The organism is Staphylococcus ureilyticus, from assembly GCF_002902235.1.
GTDB classification, from domain to species: Bacteria; Bacillota; Bacilli; order Staphylococcales; family Staphylococcaceae; genus Staphylococcus; species Staphylococcus ureilyticus.
In genome coordinates, this window is the sequence record NZ_PPRL01000071.1 from 1 (window position 1) to 16,368 (window position 16,368).

At 31.5% G+C, this 16,368-nt stretch carries 15 protein-coding genes; 4 read left to right on the forward strand and 11 right to left on the reverse strand.

Going from position 1 to position 16,368, the window contains the following annotated elements:
- Positions 1-573 precede the first annotated feature (573 nt).
- From pflB to CD150_RS07325, 3 genes are all read left to right on the forward strand, one after another.
- Positions 574-2,823, forward strand: coding sequence for a formate C-acetyltransferase (gene pflB, locus CD150_RS07315; RefSeq protein ID WP_103161459.1), 2,250 nt, complete (start codon positions 574-576; stop codon positions 2,821-2,823).
- Between the two features lie 23 nt (positions 2,824-2,846).
- A complete protein-coding gene (gene pflA / locus CD150_RS07320) occupies positions 2,847-3,596 on the forward strand; it encodes a pyruvate formate-lyase-activating protein (protein ID WP_073341567.1) in 750 nt (249 codons plus the stop codon).
- Between the two features lie 185 nt (positions 3,597-3,781).
- On the forward strand, positions 3,782-4,093 hold the full coding sequence (locus tag CD150_RS07325) for a hypothetical protein (protein WP_225309945.1): 312 nt from the start codon (positions 3,782-3,784) through the stop codon (positions 4,091-4,093).
- 190 nt (positions 4,094-4,283) lie between these two features.
- Here CD150_RS07325 and CD150_RS07330 read toward each other — a convergent pair whose 3' ends face one another.
- From CD150_RS07330 to CD150_RS07340, 3 genes are all read right to left on the reverse strand, one after another.
- On the reverse strand, positions 4,284-5,567 hold the full coding sequence (locus CD150_RS07330) for a dicarboxylate/amino acid:cation symporter (protein ID WP_103161460.1): 1,284 nt from the start codon (positions 5,565-5,567) through the stop codon (positions 4,284-4,286).
- A 122-nt stretch (positions 5,568-5,689) separates the two neighbouring features.
- Positions 5,690-6,313 (reverse strand): response regulator, encoded by a 624-nt coding sequence (locus CD150_RS07335; protein ID WP_073341562.1) that lies wholly within the window; start codon positions 6,311-6,313, stop codon positions 5,690-5,692.
- A 21-nt stretch (positions 6,314-6,334) separates the two neighbouring features.
- Positions 6,335-7,444: a GAF domain-containing sensor histidine kinase gene (locus CD150_RS07340; RefSeq protein ID WP_073341559.1), complete on the reverse strand. Its 1,110-nt coding sequence runs from the start codon at positions 7,442-7,444 to the stop codon at positions 6,335-6,337.
- Between the two features lie 191 nt (positions 7,445-7,635).
- On the opposite strand from CD150_RS07340, the gene CD150_RS07345 reads away from it, so the two are divergent.
- Positions 7,636-8,463 (forward strand): RluA family pseudouridine synthase, encoded by an 828-nt coding sequence (locus tag CD150_RS07345; protein ID WP_064208787.1) that lies wholly within the window; start codon positions 7,636-7,638, stop codon positions 8,461-8,463.
- A gap of 387 nt (positions 8,464-8,850) precedes the next feature.
- On the opposite strand, the gene fumC is transcribed toward CD150_RS07345, so the two are convergent.
- From fumC to CD150_RS07385, 8 genes are all read right to left on the reverse strand, one after another.
- On the reverse strand, positions 8,851-10,236 hold the full coding sequence (gene fumC, locus CD150_RS07350) for a class II fumarate hydratase (protein WP_103161461.1): 1,386 nt from the start codon (positions 10,234-10,236) through the stop codon (positions 8,851-8,853).
- Between the two features lie 203 nt (positions 10,237-10,439).
- Positions 10,440-10,850: a hypothetical protein gene (locus CD150_RS07355; RefSeq protein ID WP_046207635.1), complete on the reverse strand. Its 411-nt coding sequence runs from the start codon at positions 10,848-10,850 to the stop codon at positions 10,440-10,442.
- Positions 10,851-11,138: 288 nt separating this feature from the next.
- Complete coding sequence (locus tag CD150_RS07360) at positions 11,139-11,324, reverse strand: SAS053 family DNA gyrase inhibitor (RefSeq protein WP_073341554.1); 186 nt, start codon at positions 11,322-11,324, stop codon at positions 11,139-11,141.
- A gap of 24 nt (positions 11,325-11,348) precedes the next feature.
- Complete coding sequence (locus tag CD150_RS07365) at positions 11,349-11,948, reverse strand: sugar phosphate isomerase family (RefSeq protein WP_046207637.1); 600 nt, start codon at positions 11,946-11,948, stop codon at positions 11,349-11,351.
- Between the two features lie 180 nt (positions 11,949-12,128).
- Positions 12,129-12,599, reverse strand: coding sequence for a tRNA (uridine(34)/cytosine(34)/5-carboxymethylaminomethyluridine(34)-2'-O)-methyltransferase TrmL (gene trmL / locus CD150_RS07370; RefSeq protein WP_073341552.1), 471 nt, complete (start codon positions 12,597-12,599; stop codon positions 12,129-12,131).
- Positions 12,600-12,604: 5 nt separating this feature from the next.
- Positions 12,605-13,732 carry a tRNA epoxyqueuosine(34) reductase QueG gene (gene queG, locus CD150_RS07375; RefSeq protein ID WP_046207639.1) on the reverse strand — a complete coding sequence of 376 codons (1,128 nt, stop codon included), beginning with the start codon at positions 13,730-13,732 and terminating at the stop codon, positions 12,605-12,607.
- 155 nt (positions 13,733-13,887) lie between these two features.
- Complete coding sequence (locus tag CD150_RS07380) at positions 13,888-14,610, reverse strand: amino acid ABC transporter ATP-binding protein (protein ID WP_073341550.1); 723 nt, start codon at positions 14,608-14,610, stop codon at positions 13,888-13,890.
- Complete coding sequence (locus tag CD150_RS07385) at positions 14,603-16,066, reverse strand: ABC transporter substrate-binding protein/permease (protein ID WP_103161462.1); 1,464 nt, start codon at positions 16,064-16,066, stop codon at positions 14,603-14,605. Before CD150_RS07385 ends, CD150_RS07380 begins: the two co-directional genes overlap by 8 nt.
- Positions 16,067-16,368: the final 302 nt, after the last annotated feature.

A 16,368-nucleotide genomic window follows, 5' to 3' on the forward strand; every position in this document is an offset into this window, starting at 1 on the left:
GACTATGAGTTATTTTTGAAAAAATTTAATAATGTGGATGACCTAATTCAATAGTATAGTGTTTCACATTCCTTATTTCATATAAAACTCTTTTGATATACTTTTAATAAATGATTTTCTACCATTATCTACATCCTTGATTTAAACTCCATCTTCTTTAACAATAAAAGACGAAACTATTAAATTGTTAATTTCTTCTATCGTATAGCAGTATCAAAAACATGTAGTCAATAGTAGTACTTCTCAAAATTGTTTTTTCATTATTTTTGATCCATGTAATTATATGATTATCTTCTTACAAACTCAAAATCTCATATGAATTACTCATTTATTATTAAACACATTTGCTAAACTGTTATGTTTAACTTTTTCTATTATATCTTAATTAAATATACACTTTTAAAACTGTGCTATAACAGACCTATAACACACCTTAAGTGTATTACTTTTTAATACAGATTCCAAAAGCTTTCACATTTTAGATTAAAATTATTCAAAAACTTTGTGATTTTTTTAACAAAACAAATGATATAATTATTGTGAAAAAAATAACATACTTTTGGAGGTAATGATATGTTAAAAGAAAATAATATGCAATCCACAGCATGGAATGATTTTAAAAAAGGTCGCTGGCAACATCATGTAGATGTAAGAGAATTTATTCAACTCAATTACACATTGTACGAAGGTGATGATCAATTTTTAGAAAGTCCTACAAAGGCAACAACTAAACTTTGGGAGCAAGTCATGCAATTGTCTAAAGAAGAACGTGATCGAGGTGGTATGTGGGACATGGATACAAAAATCCCTTCTACCATCACTTCTCACGAGGCAGGTTATCTAAATAAAGAATTAGAAAGCATAGTAGGTGTCCAAACCGATAAACCATTCAAACGTTCAATGCAACCTTTTGGTGGTATTCGCATGGCCAAAGCAGCTTGTGAAGCGTATGGTTATGAGTTAAATAGTGAAACTGAAAAAATATTTACTGACTATCGTAAAACGCATAACCAAGGTGTATTCGATGCATACTCTAAAGAGATGTTGAATTGCAGAAAGGCTGGGATCATTACTGGACTTCCAGATGCGTACGGTCGTGGACGTATTATTGGAGATTACCGCAGAGTCGCTTTATATGGTGTAGACTTCCTAATGCAGAAAAAAATGGAAGATTTCAACAATATGTCTAAAGAAATGTCAGAAGATGTCATCCGATTACGCGAAGAATTGTCTGAACAATACCGAGCATTAAATGAATTAAAAACATTAGGTAATATTTATGGATTTGATTTAAGTCGCCCAGCCTATAACTTTAAAGAAGCAGTACAATGGTTGTACTTAGCATATTTAGCTGCCATTAAAGAACAAAACGGTGCAGCTATGAGCTTAGGTCGTACTTCAACATTTTTAGATATCTATGCTGAAAGAGATTTAAACAATGGATTGATTACAGAACGTGAAGTACAAGAAATCATTGACCATTTTATTATGAAATTACGTATCGTTAAATTTGCTCGAACACTTGATTATAACGAATTATTTTCTGGTGACCCTACTTGGGTAACAGAATCAATTGGAGGTGTAGGTATTGATGGACGTGCATTGGTAACTAAAAACTCTTTCCGTTTCTTACATTCACTAGATAATTTAGGTCCAGCACCTGAACCAAACCTCACAGTATTATGGTCAGTTCGCCTACCTGACAATTTTAAAACATATTGTGCAAAAATGAGTATAAAAACAAGCGCAATTCAATATGAAAATGATGACTTAATGAGAGAATCTTATGGTGATGATTATGGTATTGCATGCTGTGTATCTGCTATGACGATTGGAAAACAAATGCAATTTTTTGGTGCTCGTGCTAATTTAGCAAAAACTTTATTATATGCGATTAATGGTGGCATAGATGAAAAATCAGGTCAACAAGTCGGACCATCATATGAAAGTATAAAATCAGAAGTACTCAACTTCGATGAGGTATTTGAAAAATTTGATAAAATGATGGATTGGTTAGCTGGAGTATATATTAATTCACTTAATGTCATCCATTATATGCATGATAAATATAGTTATGAACGTATTGAGATGGCACTGCATGATACAAATATCATTAGAACAATGGCTACAGGTATAGCTGGTCTTTCTGTTGCTGCAGATTCATTATCTGCAATCAAATATGCAAAAGTAAAACCTATTCGTGATGAAAATGGCGTTGTAACAGATTTTGAAATCGAAGGTGATTTCCCAAAATATGGTAATAATGACGCACGTGTTGATGATTTAGCAATCGACCTTGTAGAGCGCTTTATGACAAAATTACGTAGTCATAAAACTTATCGTAATTCAGAACATACGATGAGTGTATTAACGATAACATCAAATGTTGTATATGGTAAGAAGACTGGAAATACACCAGATGGACGTAAAGCTGGAGAACCATTTGCACCAGGTGCAAACCCTATGCATGGACGTGACCAAAAAGGTGCACTTTCTTCACTAAGTACCGTAGCAAAAATACCTTATGATTGTTGTAAAGATGGTATTTCTAACACATTTAGCATCGTTCCAAAATCACTTGGTAAGGAAAGTAATGATCAATGTAAAAATCTCACAAGTATGTTGGATGGCTATGCAATGCAACACGGACATCACTTAAATATTAATGTATTTAATAGGGAAACACTATTAGATGCAATGGAACACCCTGAAGCATATCCACAATTAACGATTCGTGTTTCTGGTTATGCCGTTAACTTTATTAAATTAACACGCGAACAACAATTAGATGTTATTTCACGCACTTTCCATGAAAAAATGTGATTTGAATTTAAGGCGGCTTATATATGTTAAAAGGACATTTACATTCTGTTGAAAGTTTGGGTACCGTTGATGGTCCAGGACTACGATATATATTATTTACTCAAGGGTGTTTATTAAGATGTTTATACTGTCATAATCCCGATACTTGGAAAATAAATGATTATACACGCGCAGTCACAGTTGAGGAAATGGTAAATGAAATAACTCCTTTCAAACCATATTTCGATGCATCAGGTGGGGGCGTGACAGTCAGTGGCGGTGAACCATTATTACAAATCAAATTTTTAACCGCCTTATTTCAATCATTAAAAGCACATGATATTCACACCTGCATTGACACTTCAGCTGGTACAGCGAAAAATACACATACTTTTGAAAAACAATTAGATGCTTTATTAAAATATACAGACTTAATATTATTAGATATTAAACATATTGATAATGCTAAACATAAGGAATTAACTGGCCAACCTAATACACATATATTAAACTTTGCTAAAACACTTTCTCTTAAAAATCAACCCGTTTGGATAAGACATGTACTAGTGCCAGGTCTCACAGATGATAAAAAAGATTTGATACGGTTAGGCGAATTTATAAATTCACTCGACAACGTTGAGCGCTTTGAAATACTGCCATATCACCAATTAGGTGTGCATAAATGGCAATCACTAGGTTTAACTTATGCTTTAGATCAAATAACAGCACCTACCGAGGCTGAAGTAAAACAGGCCTATCAATATGTAAATTTTAAAGGTTACACCCCTATTTAACTTTATTACGACACGTTAAAATAATCGCGCTTATTAAAATGTAGTTCATCAAATAAGTAGTGAATTGATATCAGTTGAAATATAGATATCATTCACTACTTTTCTTTTTTGTTAATGAACACGAATTTGAATAACACTATGCAAAATGATATATTAACTAAAACAAATTTTAAGGGGATGTTTCTTTGAATAATCATTCTTCAACAAAACTAATTTCTATCAGTGCTTCTATGAAATTTATTAATGCGCAAATGATTCCAGGCATATTGACGTTATATAATGATAAAATTACGTTTAAAGCAAAAGGAATAATTGAAAATCATGAAATCAAAAGTTTATTCCCTTTTAATGAACTTCAAAGTGTTAAATTTGGTCTATCTTTAACTCCTTTTAGAATAACGATTATGGAGTCTGATGGAGAGCCTTGGCTATTTGATCAGGTTCCTAGAAAAGATGGTAAAAAATTTGTAGAATTGTACAATGTACTTCATTCTTAATAAGTCATCTATCAGGTTAATCTAATACTAAACTATCATAGTGATGGTTTATTTTTTAAGAAAAAAATTTTATAAATCAACAACTCATTTGCAACACTTCTCACGTATCACAAAAAAGAGTGGCCAGCATATTTCAATGTTAGGGCCACTCTCAAATTTTAAATATCTTTAATTTATATCTCTTATTTAATTAACTTTCATTTTTAGCAGCTAATTTTTTATCTTCAGCTTTTGAAATGATTAGTGCACATGCAGCATCACCTGTAATATTGACAGATGTTCTCGTCATATCCAACAATCTATCAATACCTAAGATAATACCAATTGCTGCTGGATTCAATCCAACGGCATTTAAAACCATTGCTAACATTATCAGTCCAACCCCAGGGACACCTGCAGTACCAATGGATGCTACTACAGCGATGACTACAACAGTTATAATTTGCATAAATGAAAGCTCTATCCCAGATATTTGTGCAATAAATATCGTTGCAACACCTTGCATGATTGCCGTACCATCCATGTTGATTGTAGCGCCAAGAGGTTGTACAAAAGATGCTACTTCTGGTCTAACACCCATATTCTTAGTACATTTAAGCGACACTGGTAAAGTGGCAGTAGAACTCGAAGCACTGAAACCAAGTGTAATTGCCGGAAGAAAATCTTTAAAGAATTTCAGTGGACTTGATTTAGCTATAAATTTCACTGCTGAACCATATATAACAAAGAAATGGATAAATAGCGCAAGCAACACTATAAAGAAATACATACCAAGTTGTTGGATAGCTCCAAACCCTGCTCCTGTAAACGCATGTGCAACAAGACCAAAAGTACCAATAGGTGCAAACACGCTCATGATCATCGTTACAATATACATTAAAACTTCATTGGTTTGCTCAAATAGCCGGTAAACCCCTTCAGCTTTCGAACCAACCATAATCAAACCTATTCCAATGAAAATAGCAAATGTAATAATTTGCAACATATTTTCTTCACTCATAGCTTGTAACGGATTTTTAGGAAATAGATTAATCAATGTTTGATCAAATGATTGATTGGCTGCAGAACTTTGTGAATTATCCTCTTTATCTAATGTTTTTTGATAACTTGATACATCCTCACTTTTTAATAAATCTGATTTCCCCTCACCCGGCTGTAAAACTAAAGCTAAAGTAATCCCAATTATAATTGCTATTGCAGTAGTAGTTAAAAAGAAAGTAATCGTTTTTAACCCAATACCGCCTAATAATTTAGGATCACCCACCCCTACTACACCTAATACAATTGAAACAAACACAACAGGCACTACTAACATGAAAATTAAATTCAGAAAAATTTGCCCAATCACGTTAAAGACATATTTATCAACGTTGACCACAAAACTTGATTGAGCAAACATGTTAAATATAGACCCTATTGCTATACCGAGTATTAACGCTATAACAATTTTCAATGAAAGATTTTTAGTCTTCATAACAACATCCCCCTTTATGTTTATTAGCTACATTATATAGTAATATTATACATTTTGAAACAAAAGTATATACGATACAAAAAAATGCTATGTAAAATAATATTTACATAACATCTAATAATTTATATAAGATTATTCTGCATAGCATAAATCGCCGCTTGTGTGCGATCGGATACTTGCAATTTAGCGAATATGTGACTGACATGGGTTTTAACAGTTTTTTCTGAGACAAATAAAGTTTCCGCAATTTCTTTATTTGTTTTACCCTTTGCCATTTCTGTCAAGACTTCAGATTCACGTTTAGATAGTTTGTTTGTATAGTGTGGTTTACTACTTACTGACTCCATAACGCTTTGAGCTTGTGGATGGATAACTTTTTCACCTGACAGCACGTTTTTAATTGTTTTAATCAACTTCTCAGGTTCAACATCTTTCATTTCATAACCATCGGCGCCTTTATCAATTGCCGAAATCACATGTTCATCGTCTACATAACTGGTTAGCACTAATATTTTAACTTCTGGATATTTTTGCTTCATAATTTCAGTGATTTCTATTCCATTCATATTGGGCATCACTAAATCTAATAATACGATATCAGGTAATTCATGCGCTTCTAAATATTTTAAAAATGATTTGCCATCTGAAAAACCTTTAACAACCTCTATATCATCAACTGTTGATAATAGAAATTCTAAACCTTGCCTTACGATATGGTGATCATCTACCAAAATGATTCGCTTCATCTTGACCTTCCTTTCGACACTTTATAACGGTATTGAGATATGAATTTTTGTACCTTTGTTTGGTTCACCTTCAATTGTCAATTTACCACTTATCTGTTTAGTCCGTTGTTTCATATTATTTAAACCATGTGAGTGATGAAGGTTTGATTTATGTTTATCAAAACCTTTCCCAAAATCAGCAATCGTTACCAATAAATAATTATCATCTTGAACTAAATCTAACCGAACTTGAGTGGTTTCACTATGTTTTTTTGTGTTATTCATTGCTTCTTGAACAATTCTATAAACATTTTCTTCGATTTGACTTGGCAGCTTAATCAAACCATCTACTTTAACGACTAACTCTAACTGTAGTAACTTACTATACTGTTTTAACGCATTAACTAATCCTTGCTCTAATCCAACGGGTTTTAATTGCCATATCAAAGCTCTCATTTCATTAACTGCTTGTTGACTCGTATCTTCAATCACTTGAAATGCTTTACGAGAAACATTTTCTTGTGTCATTCCTAATGCTGCATGTGCTGTCAACTTAACAGAAAAAAGCATTTGGTTTACAGAATCATGTAAATCTCTTGCTAATCTATTGCGTTCACTTATACGCGCAGCTTCTTTTTCTTGATCTGTTAACAAAATTCTTTTTATCGCTGATCCAATTTGTAATGCAACAGATTCTAACAACTCTAAATTTTCTGCGCTATATCTCCTCGTATAAGGCGTTGCAACATTGAGTAATCCAAATTGCTCTTCACCAGATCTTAATGGAACTGTAGCATGGTGTGTAATACCATCAGTTTCTTCATGATAAGCTCGATTCGCTAAATTAATTCTCGAACAATTTATAATATTTGAAGCCTTCGTTAATTTCTTATTTTGATATGCTTGAACACACCAACACGTCCCTTTTCGCATATACTGACAATGGTTATTTTCCAATGCGCCTGGCAAACCATTATATGATACGAGTTCATGCTGCCCCACATCATCAATGAAAAAAATCCACCCCGTTGTAAATTCACTTCCATCAATTAATGATTTCAATGCGCCTTGTAGCATACTATATGTTTCTGTTTCTTCATTTAAAAATTCAGCAATTTCTTTTAATAATGCTAATCTAGTCGGTTTTTCCATTTAACCAGTCCATTCTTTAACAACACTATTTACATACATTATACAAGTTTGTTAAGCATTTAAAAATAGATAAATAATTCCTTTTTAAATGGACTTAAATAATATGAAAAATTATTAAATCAATCGCAAGGTCTAATATTTTTAACAGCGTGTTTATGGTATGATAATAATTGGTCAAAGAGGAGGATATTATGAAATTTCAAATCCCAGAAAATTATAATGCATTAACACTAAGAGAAATTTTCCAGCAATTACAATTGCCAAAAAAAGATTTACACAATTTAAATATGTCAAAAGAGATTAAAGTCAATGATAAAAATGCAAAACTTACGTCACAAGTACATGCCGGCGACCATGTTTATATTCCAACACCAGATGAAAAGAGTAATTATTTACCAAGCTATCGATTTGCACAAATTTATTATGAAGACAATGATCTAGCCATCGTTATGAAGCCTAAAGGGGTTAAAACGCATCCCAATGATTTAAAAGAAAGTAATACATTAATGAATCATGTGATATATACCATTAAAAGCGATTATGTAGAACCAATACATCGCTTAGATCAAGAGACAGTTGGTCTTTTAATAGTTGCCAAAAATCCTTTAATGAAAAAAATCCTCGACCGTATGTTAGAGGAAAATAAAATTGATCGTATCTATAAGGCAAACGTACATAGCTTATTACCAATAAAACCACAAACCATCGATGCTCCTATAGGTAAAGATAAATTTCACTCGAATAAGCGCCGAGTATCTACTACAGGTCAATCTGCCATTACACATATTTTAACTTCTCGCATGGTTAAAGAAAATGTATGTGAAGTCGATTTGAAATTAGATACGGGTAGAACACACCAAATACGTGTACATTTAGCAGAAATTGGACATCCAGTTATCGGTGACCCATTATATGGTGATTCGACGTTAAGACAACTTCAATTAAATAGTTACAAAATAGAATTTATTCATCCTTTAACACAAGAAAAAATTTCAGTTAGTTTAGATGATGAAATCTAAATATGTAAAGTTACATTTCTAATTCTTTTTATAGATTTTATCGTACACACAACATTGTTGTTAATAGGAGTCACAATAAATGTAGACACTTACGCATTCATTCAACAAGAAGACCGATATCATATTAGCTGAAGACTTAAACAGAATTGGTAAACTTTAAACTATTAATCAGTTTTTGATTATATTAAGGAAATGATAACTTAAACCCTAATATTATTAACTCTAACCTAGAAGTAAACAAAAAATGTAATTCTAGAATGATGCTAATAAATATAAAAAATAGTTTAGCGTAATTGAAAACTTTTATAAATGAAGAAACGTCAATTTCAATAGAAATTGACGTTTCTTCTTTAATCAAAGATATTGATATTCCTTTATTTTTTAAAATTACTTGGGTTCAACCATATCTTCAGGTTTAATCCACTCATTAAACTGTTCCTCAGTTAAATATCCAGATTGAACAGCCGACTCTTTTAATGTTAAACCTTCACGGTGGGCTTTTTTAGCTATGCTAGCAGCTTTTTCATAACCAATATGAGGATTTAATGCTGTTACTAACATTAGTGATTGATTTAAATAATTATCAATGTTTTCTTCAATTGGTTCTATGCCTACTGCACAATTATCATTAAATGTTTGCATACCATCTGCCAATAAGTAAATAGACTGCAATGTATTATGCAAAATAACAGGTTTATAGACATTTAACTCAAAATTCCCTTGTGAACTACCTATGCCAACCACAGTGTCATTTCCCATAACTTGAACTGCAACCATCGTCAACATTTCACATTGTGTTGGGTTGACTTTACCAGGCATGATAGATGAACCAGGTTCATTTTCTGGTATAGAAATTTCAGCAAGCCCAGCACGTGGTCCAGACGCTAACCATCTCACATCATTTGCAATTTTCATTAAGTCAGTAGCTAATGCTTTGAGTGAACCATGTAATTGAACGACTTCATCATGTGCAGTTAATGCATGAAATTTATTTTCAGATGATACAAATGGATACCTTGTATTTTTTGAAATAAATTTAGCAACTTTATCACCAAATTCTGGGTGCGCATTGATACCGGTACCTACTGCAGTACCACCGATTGCTAAATTTAAAATATGGGCTTTTGATTCACTAAGTAATGTTTCACATTTATCTAACATATAACGCCATCCACTTATTTCTTGGCCTAAACGAATAGGTGTAGCATCCTGTAAATGAGTACGCCCTATTTTAATAATTTCATTAAACTTTTCTTCTTTTTCTTTAAAAGTATCACGTAATGATTTTAATGCCGGTTCAAGTTTTACCTCAATTTCATTATATAGTGCAACATGCATCGCAGTTGGGAAAGTATCATTTGAACTTTGAGATTTATTCACATCATCATTTGGATGTATTGATTCATCGCTACCTTGCTCTTTGAGATACATGTTCGCAACATAACTCACTACTTCGTTAACGTTCATATTACTTTGTGTACCGCTTCCAGTTTGCCAAACGACTAATGGGAAGTGTTCATCTAATTCTTTGTTTAAGATACGATCACATGCATGCACAATAGCATCTTTTTTTGCGTCACTTAGTTTTCCTAATTCATGATTGGCTAATGCTGCCCCTCTTTTTAATTGAGCAAATCCATAAACAACTTCAATTGGCATTTGTTCTTTGCCAACTGGAAAGTTTCGTTTACTTCTTTCTGTTTGTGCACCCCAGTATTTATCTGCAGGTACTTCAATTTCACCAAATGTATCATGTTCAATTCTAACTGACATTTAAAAATCTCCCCTTCAATATGTATTTAACTTTAGTATAGCATTAATTAATTTAACTGGGCAATCTCTTTAATATAGCGTTTTCATTCCATTGAAAAATGTCTGATTATTAACTTTGATTTGTACATTCAAACAATTAATTACTAACTATTAAAAAAACCAGAAACTAATTTTAGTCTCTGGTTTTTAAACATCATTCATTATTATTTTGTAATTGTTACATCATTAAATTTCATCTTTGCTGCTTGTATTATACCTATTGCAGTTAAAATTAAAAGTATTGCACCAATAATCATTGTTACAGGACTAACTGTGATAAGAAGTCCTAAAAACCCAGTTAAACTATTATAAAAATCACCAAGCGGTTTAAATAATAATACTGTAATAACAATACAACACAATACACTAATAATGATTCCAGTTTGATTACTTTTTACAAATGTAGAAGCATTGACTTTATCTACGAGACCATGTGACAAGTTGATTTGTAATTGAATAATTTTAAATAAGATTGGTAAATATATTGCACCAATGGCCATAGGAAATCCTTTTATAGAAATTAAATTTACAATTACCGCACATATCATGAGATATTTCCAATAGTTACTTAACATATTAATGATAACTCCTTAAATTCAAATAATGACTTAATAATAACATAATCAAATTTATGTTGGCATTGTTTTTTTAATATTCATATAACCACATACTAATAACGTGGCAAATTGATTACATTTATAAAAAAATAGAAGCGAGTAAGACATCAAATATTAATATTTGATCAACACTTACACGCTTCCATGTATTTATAAACGAATTAATAATTTTTAATGTAAATCACACGTATTGACTAACAATTTAAACTTTATTTCAATTTTTTCACTTACAAAAAACTCACTATTTTAATTATCTAAATCTGAACGTACTTTAGAATCATGTGATTTATCTAATTTATCTTCATCATTTTCTTCTGAAATTTGTTCCATTTCTTTGCCCAATTCTACAATATCTTCAAAATCATCAACCATTTCATTTTGTGGTTCTGCATCATGGTTGGTAGACTTTTTATTTACATTATCATTAGTCATTGGTTACACCTCACATTTTGAATTTTATGCGAAACGTGCAGTGAAATAGTGACGAACATCTTCAGGAAGACCCTCTGCAGCAGCTTCATCCAAAATAACATTCACCATACGATGTGCTTTTAAATCAGATGGTTCAAATGAAGTTTTACCATTTTCTTCATATAATTTATGCACAACATCTTTTTTCTCACTACCAGTAATCACTAAAATTACTTCTCTTGCAGAAAATAGACCATGATTAATACTTACATTAAGTCTACCATTTGTATCAATTGAAAGTATTTGTGTAATCAATTTACCTTTATTTTCTTTAGTTTTGATTTTATCACTTATAAATGACTCCGTATCTTGACCATATGAAACACCATATATTTGGCCTTCTGGTACGCCTAACGCTTCATAATATGATTTATTGCTATCATAATCTAATATATTAATTTGACTGAAATCTACTGCATGATCATCTACATTTTTCTTTAATTCATCTAATACTGGTGCATTATCATTAGATAAATGGATACCTGCTATCGTAGTTGGATTATTGTTAAACTGTTTTCTTAAAATATCTGCAGCATATTCTGCTACACTTTTTTCGTTTTCTAAAACTTTAAAGTTCATTGCCATAGTTATTACACTCCTCTTAATCTTTTAAGACGCGTTCTAGCATTATTTATAATAATACCCTTGAAGCTATCTTCATAAACTACTTAATTTTAATAATCAACTAAATTTTCAAATACTCACTTTTAGCTTTAACTATATTATACAAATGTCAAAGTCGTTTTTCATTGATTAATATAGATTTTAATGTAAATTTGGGAAATTTTGTTGTCTCAATGCTTCATAAATAAGTAAAGAAGCAGTATTGGATAAATTTAATGATCTTATATTATCATTCATGGGAATTCTTAAAGCTGTATCTTTATATTTCTCCTTTACCCAATCAGGTAAGCCCGTCGTTTCTCTACCAAAAATAAAATAATGATTTTCATCTTCATTAGTAAAATCAAAATCAGAATAAGTTTTTTCTCCAAACTTAGTTAATAAATAATATTTACCTTCCGTAGTTTCAAAAAACGATTCTATATTTTCATAATAATTGATATTTACTGCATCCCAATAATCTAATCCTGCTCTTTTCAGCATTTTGTCATCTGTACTAAATCCTAATGGTTTTATAAGATGTAAATGTGTGTAAGTGCCAGCACAAGTTCTAGCGATACTGCCAGTATTTCCAGGTATCTGTGGTTGAAATAATACAATGTGGTTGGTCATGCTTTTTATTCTCTCCTCATATTTAGTCCTTTTATCATCTCATGTTGGACTTCCTCTAATTCACTCTCGTAGTGTGATTCAATAAATGATCTTGCTTGCTCTCCTTGAATTTGTCCAATTGCCCAAAAAGCAGTAGCTCTAATCATCGGTCTTGGATCATTCAATGCGACTTCTTGTAATTCAGGTATCGCAGTTTCTTCTTTAAAATGTGCTAATGCTAGAATTGCGTTTCTTTGAATTGGTTTTTTACCTCTCCATGCGCCCGCTAAATGACCATAAGTATTTTTAAATTCCTTATTGCTCATTTGTAATAGTGGTACTAACCTTGGTTTTAATATTTCTGGCTCTAATACAATATCATCATGCTGTGTATTGATACCACGATTTCTTGGGCAGACTTGTTGACATGTATCACAGCCATAGAGACGATTACCTATTTTATATCGATATTCATCTTGTAGATAACCTTTTGTTTGTGTTAAAAAGCTAATACATTTTTGACTATTTAGTTGGCCATCTCCTACTAGGGCCCCTGTTGGACATCGATCAACACATATTGTACAATCTCCACAACTATCAATGATTGGGTCATCAGGAGGAAAAGGAACACTTACTAACATTTCACCTAGATAAGTCCATGTTCCGAGATCTGGATTTATAACAAATCCATTTCTACCTACATAACCTAATCCTGCACGTTCTGCTACAGCTCGGTCTGACAACACACCTGTATCAACCATTGATTTAATTTCTACATCTGGTACTCTAGTCTCTAAATACTCAGCTAATTTATCTAAACGTTTTCTCATGATTGAATGATAATCTTGACCCCAAGATGCCCTAGCAAACATACCTCTTCTGTCTCCACGCACACTTCTAGGTGCACCCTTCAATTTATTAGGATAACCAACAGCAATGGCAATGATAGATCTTGCAGTAGGTAATGTTAATTTGGGTTCAGTACGTAATCCAATGTCTGGTTCTTCAAATCCTGAAGCATAGCCCTTTTCATGATAATCAACTAATTTTTGTTTTAATTCATCGAATGGGTCAGCCGTAGTAAAACCAATACTATCAATACCAATTGAATGTGCATAGTCTATAACATCTTGTTTCAATTGATTTATATTCATTTTTTACACCCCACCTTAAAAACATACATTCTTTAGTTTAACACATTCATTATTAATAAGAGAATTCGAGAATTCAAATTTTTATATAAAAAAACCAAGATGTTATGAATGAATAACTATAATCCATTTTCATAACATTTTGGTCCATTTTGTAACTATAAAACACGTGCTAAAAAGTTTTTAGTTCTATCATGTTGCGGCTGTTCAAAAATATTTTGTGGTGTCCCTGATTCCACAATGACACCATCTACCATAAACACAACCTTATCACTCACATCTTTAGCGAAATTCATTTCGTGTGTTACAACTGCCATAGTCATACCCTCTTTTGCTAAAGCTTTCATTACTTCTAAAACATCTCCAACCACTTCAGGATCTAATGCTGAAGTAGGTTCATCAAATAGAAGTACTTCTGGATTCATTGCTAAAGCCCTAGCAATCGCAACTCTTTGTTTTTGTCCCCCGGATAATTGAGATGGATATGCATTAGCTTTATCTTCCAATCCAACTTTTTTCAACAAATCCATTGCTTCTTTTTTCAATTCATTTTGACTTCCCTTTTTTAATAAACTCGGCGCCAATATAATATTATCTATAACTTTTTTATGTGGAAACAAATTAAAATTTTGGAAAACCATACCCATCTGTTGTCTTAATGCTTCTAATTTAGTTTTTTCATTTGTTAAACTATGATCTTTAAATACTACTTCCCCACTTGTAGGTGTTTCGAGAAGGTTCATACAGCGTAAAAGCGTACTTTTACCACTACCTGAAGGACCTATTATAGCAACAACATCACCTTTATCCACAGTTAGATTAATTCCCTTTAAAACTTCATTTTTTCCAAACGATTTATATAAATTTTTAATATTAATCACTAACTTTCAATCTCCCTTCGAAGAAATACATCACTCTTGATAAAGTAAATGTAAGTATAAAGTATAAAATTGCTGCTACAATAAGCGGTGTGAATGGATCAAATGATGCTCCCTGTACAACTTGTGTGTTAAACATTATTTCACTAACGCCTATGACAGATACAATTGACGATTCTTTTATCACAGTGACAAATTCATTACCTAAAGCCGGTAATATGTTTTTTACTGCTTGTGGCAAAATAACCGATTTCATTGTCTGACCATAAGTAAGACCTAAACTTCTTGCGGCTTCAGTTTGCCCTTTATCAACTGCATTTATACCAGCTCTTATTATTTCAGCAATATATGCTGAACAATTTATAACAAGTGCTATCATACCACATATTAAAGCTGAGATATCTAGACCTAATACTGCTGTAGTACCAAAATAAACTAAGAAAACTTGTACTAATAAAGGAGTGCCTCTTAAAAATTCGATATAAGCTGAAGAAATCCATCTCAATATTTTAATTTGACTTAGTTTTAATAATGCAATCAATGCACCAAATACAGCTCCTAAAACAACACCAACTATAGAAATTAAGATTGTGTTTTTAATTCCTTTTAGGAAAAAATCACCATATTTTGTGAAGAAATTACCGTCATCTTTTTGCATTGCATCAGCAGCTGACGCTTTATAATCTTCTAGCAAATTATTATTTTTAACATCTTTGATTGAAGTATTTAATTTCTCCATGAGTATTGGAGAATTTTTAGGTAAAGCAATTGCCGTTTCCTTTCTACCTTCATTAAATTTAACATCATTAGCAAAAGTTAAATCTTTATTTTGTTTTAAATATGCTTCTGCAACAGGACCTTCAATCACCATTCCATTAACTTTTCCGCTTTTTAACGACATTATAACTTCAGGTACACGCGTTAAAGATTGAATTTGTGCATTATCTATTTCAGTTTGTGCTATTTTTTCTTGCTGTGTTTGTTTTTGTACACCGATTTTTTTATTCGCAAAATCTTCTATTGTTTTAAAACGATCAGTTTCTGACTTTTTAATAATCATTTTTTGGTCGACTGTCATATAAGGTTTTGAAAAATCTACTTCTTTTAAACGTTCAGGTGTCGGTGTCATTCCTGAGATAATGATATCAATCTTACCAGTTTGAATCGCTCCTAATAAACTATCAAATTGCATATTTACAATTTTCAGTTTTAAATGATTATCTTTCGCAATCTTTTTTGCGATATCAATATCAATACCTGCATACTTTGATTTACCATTAACATTATGTTCAAACTCATAAGGTGCATAATCTGCTGATAAACCAACACGCAATTCACCACGTTCTTTAATTTTTTGCCATTGGTCTTTTTCATTAGCATTTACTTCTGGATTTATGTAAATAATTAAAGTACTTATAAGGAATGAAAAAACGGTAATTATTTTCAATATTTGTTTCATCTATTTAGCCCCTTTTCATAATATTTATTATTATACATAATAACGCAAAAATATTCAATATGAGATATGTGTCATTTTTCTTAATTTTAAAAATTCTAGTTAATGTGATTACATAAAATGGTATTTGGGATATGGTGCGATGTCAGTAATATTCACTGCATATTAAAAAAACACCTCCATTTAAAATGAAGGTGCTTGAGTATTGTCTTGATTTCAACTATTTATATCAGTTTAAAGTTAAATACCTGTTGTAATCATACATAATGATACTAAAAAACAAATAAATCCAAAATACTTATGAT

Coding starts and splice junctions, on each gene's coding strand:
- fumC (WP_103161461.1), bottom strand. CDS start 10,236: ATGTCAGTTAGAATTGAACATGATACATTTGGTGAAATTGAAGTACCT.
- CD150_RS07365 (WP_046207637.1), bottom strand. CDS start 11,948: ATGGCAATGAACTTTAAAGTTTTAGAAAACGAAAAAAGTGTAGCAGAA.
- CD150_RS07345 (WP_064208787.1), top strand. CDS start 7,636: ATGAAATTTCAAATCCCAGAAAATTATAATGCATTAACACTAAGAGAA.
- CD150_RS07355 (WP_046207635.1), bottom strand. CDS start 10,850: ATGTTAAGTAACTATTGGAAATATCTCATGATATGTGCGGTAATTGTA.
- CD150_RS07340 (WP_073341559.1), bottom strand. CDS start 7,444: ATGGAAAAACCGACTAGATTAGCATTATTAAAAGAAATTGCTGAATTT.
- CD150_RS07335 (WP_073341562.1), bottom strand. CDS start 6,313: ATGAAGCGAATCATTTTGGTAGATGATCACCATATCGTAAGGCAAGGT.
- queG (WP_046207639.1), bottom strand. CDS start 13,732: ATGAATATAAATCAATTGAAACAAGATGTTATAGACTATGCACATTCA.
- CD150_RS07360 (WP_073341554.1), bottom strand. CDS start 11,324: ATGACTAATGATAATGTAAATAAAAAGTCTACCAACCATGATGCAGAA.
- CD150_RS07385 (WP_103161462.1), bottom strand. CDS start 16,066: ATGAAACAAATATTGAAAATAATTACCGTTTTTTCATTCCTTATAAGT.
- pflB (WP_103161459.1), top strand. CDS start 574: ATGTTAAAAGAAAATAATATGCAATCCACAGCATGGAATGATTTTAAA.
- trmL (WP_073341552.1), bottom strand. CDS start 12,599: ATGACCAACCACATTGTATTATTTCAACCACAGATACCTGGAAATACT.
- pflA (WP_073341567.1), top strand. CDS start 2,847: ATGTTAAAAGGACATTTACATTCTGTTGAAAGTTTGGGTACCGTTGAT.
- CD150_RS07330 (WP_103161460.1), bottom strand. CDS start 5,567: ATGAAGACTAAAAATCTTTCATTGAAAATTGTTATAGCGTTAATACTC.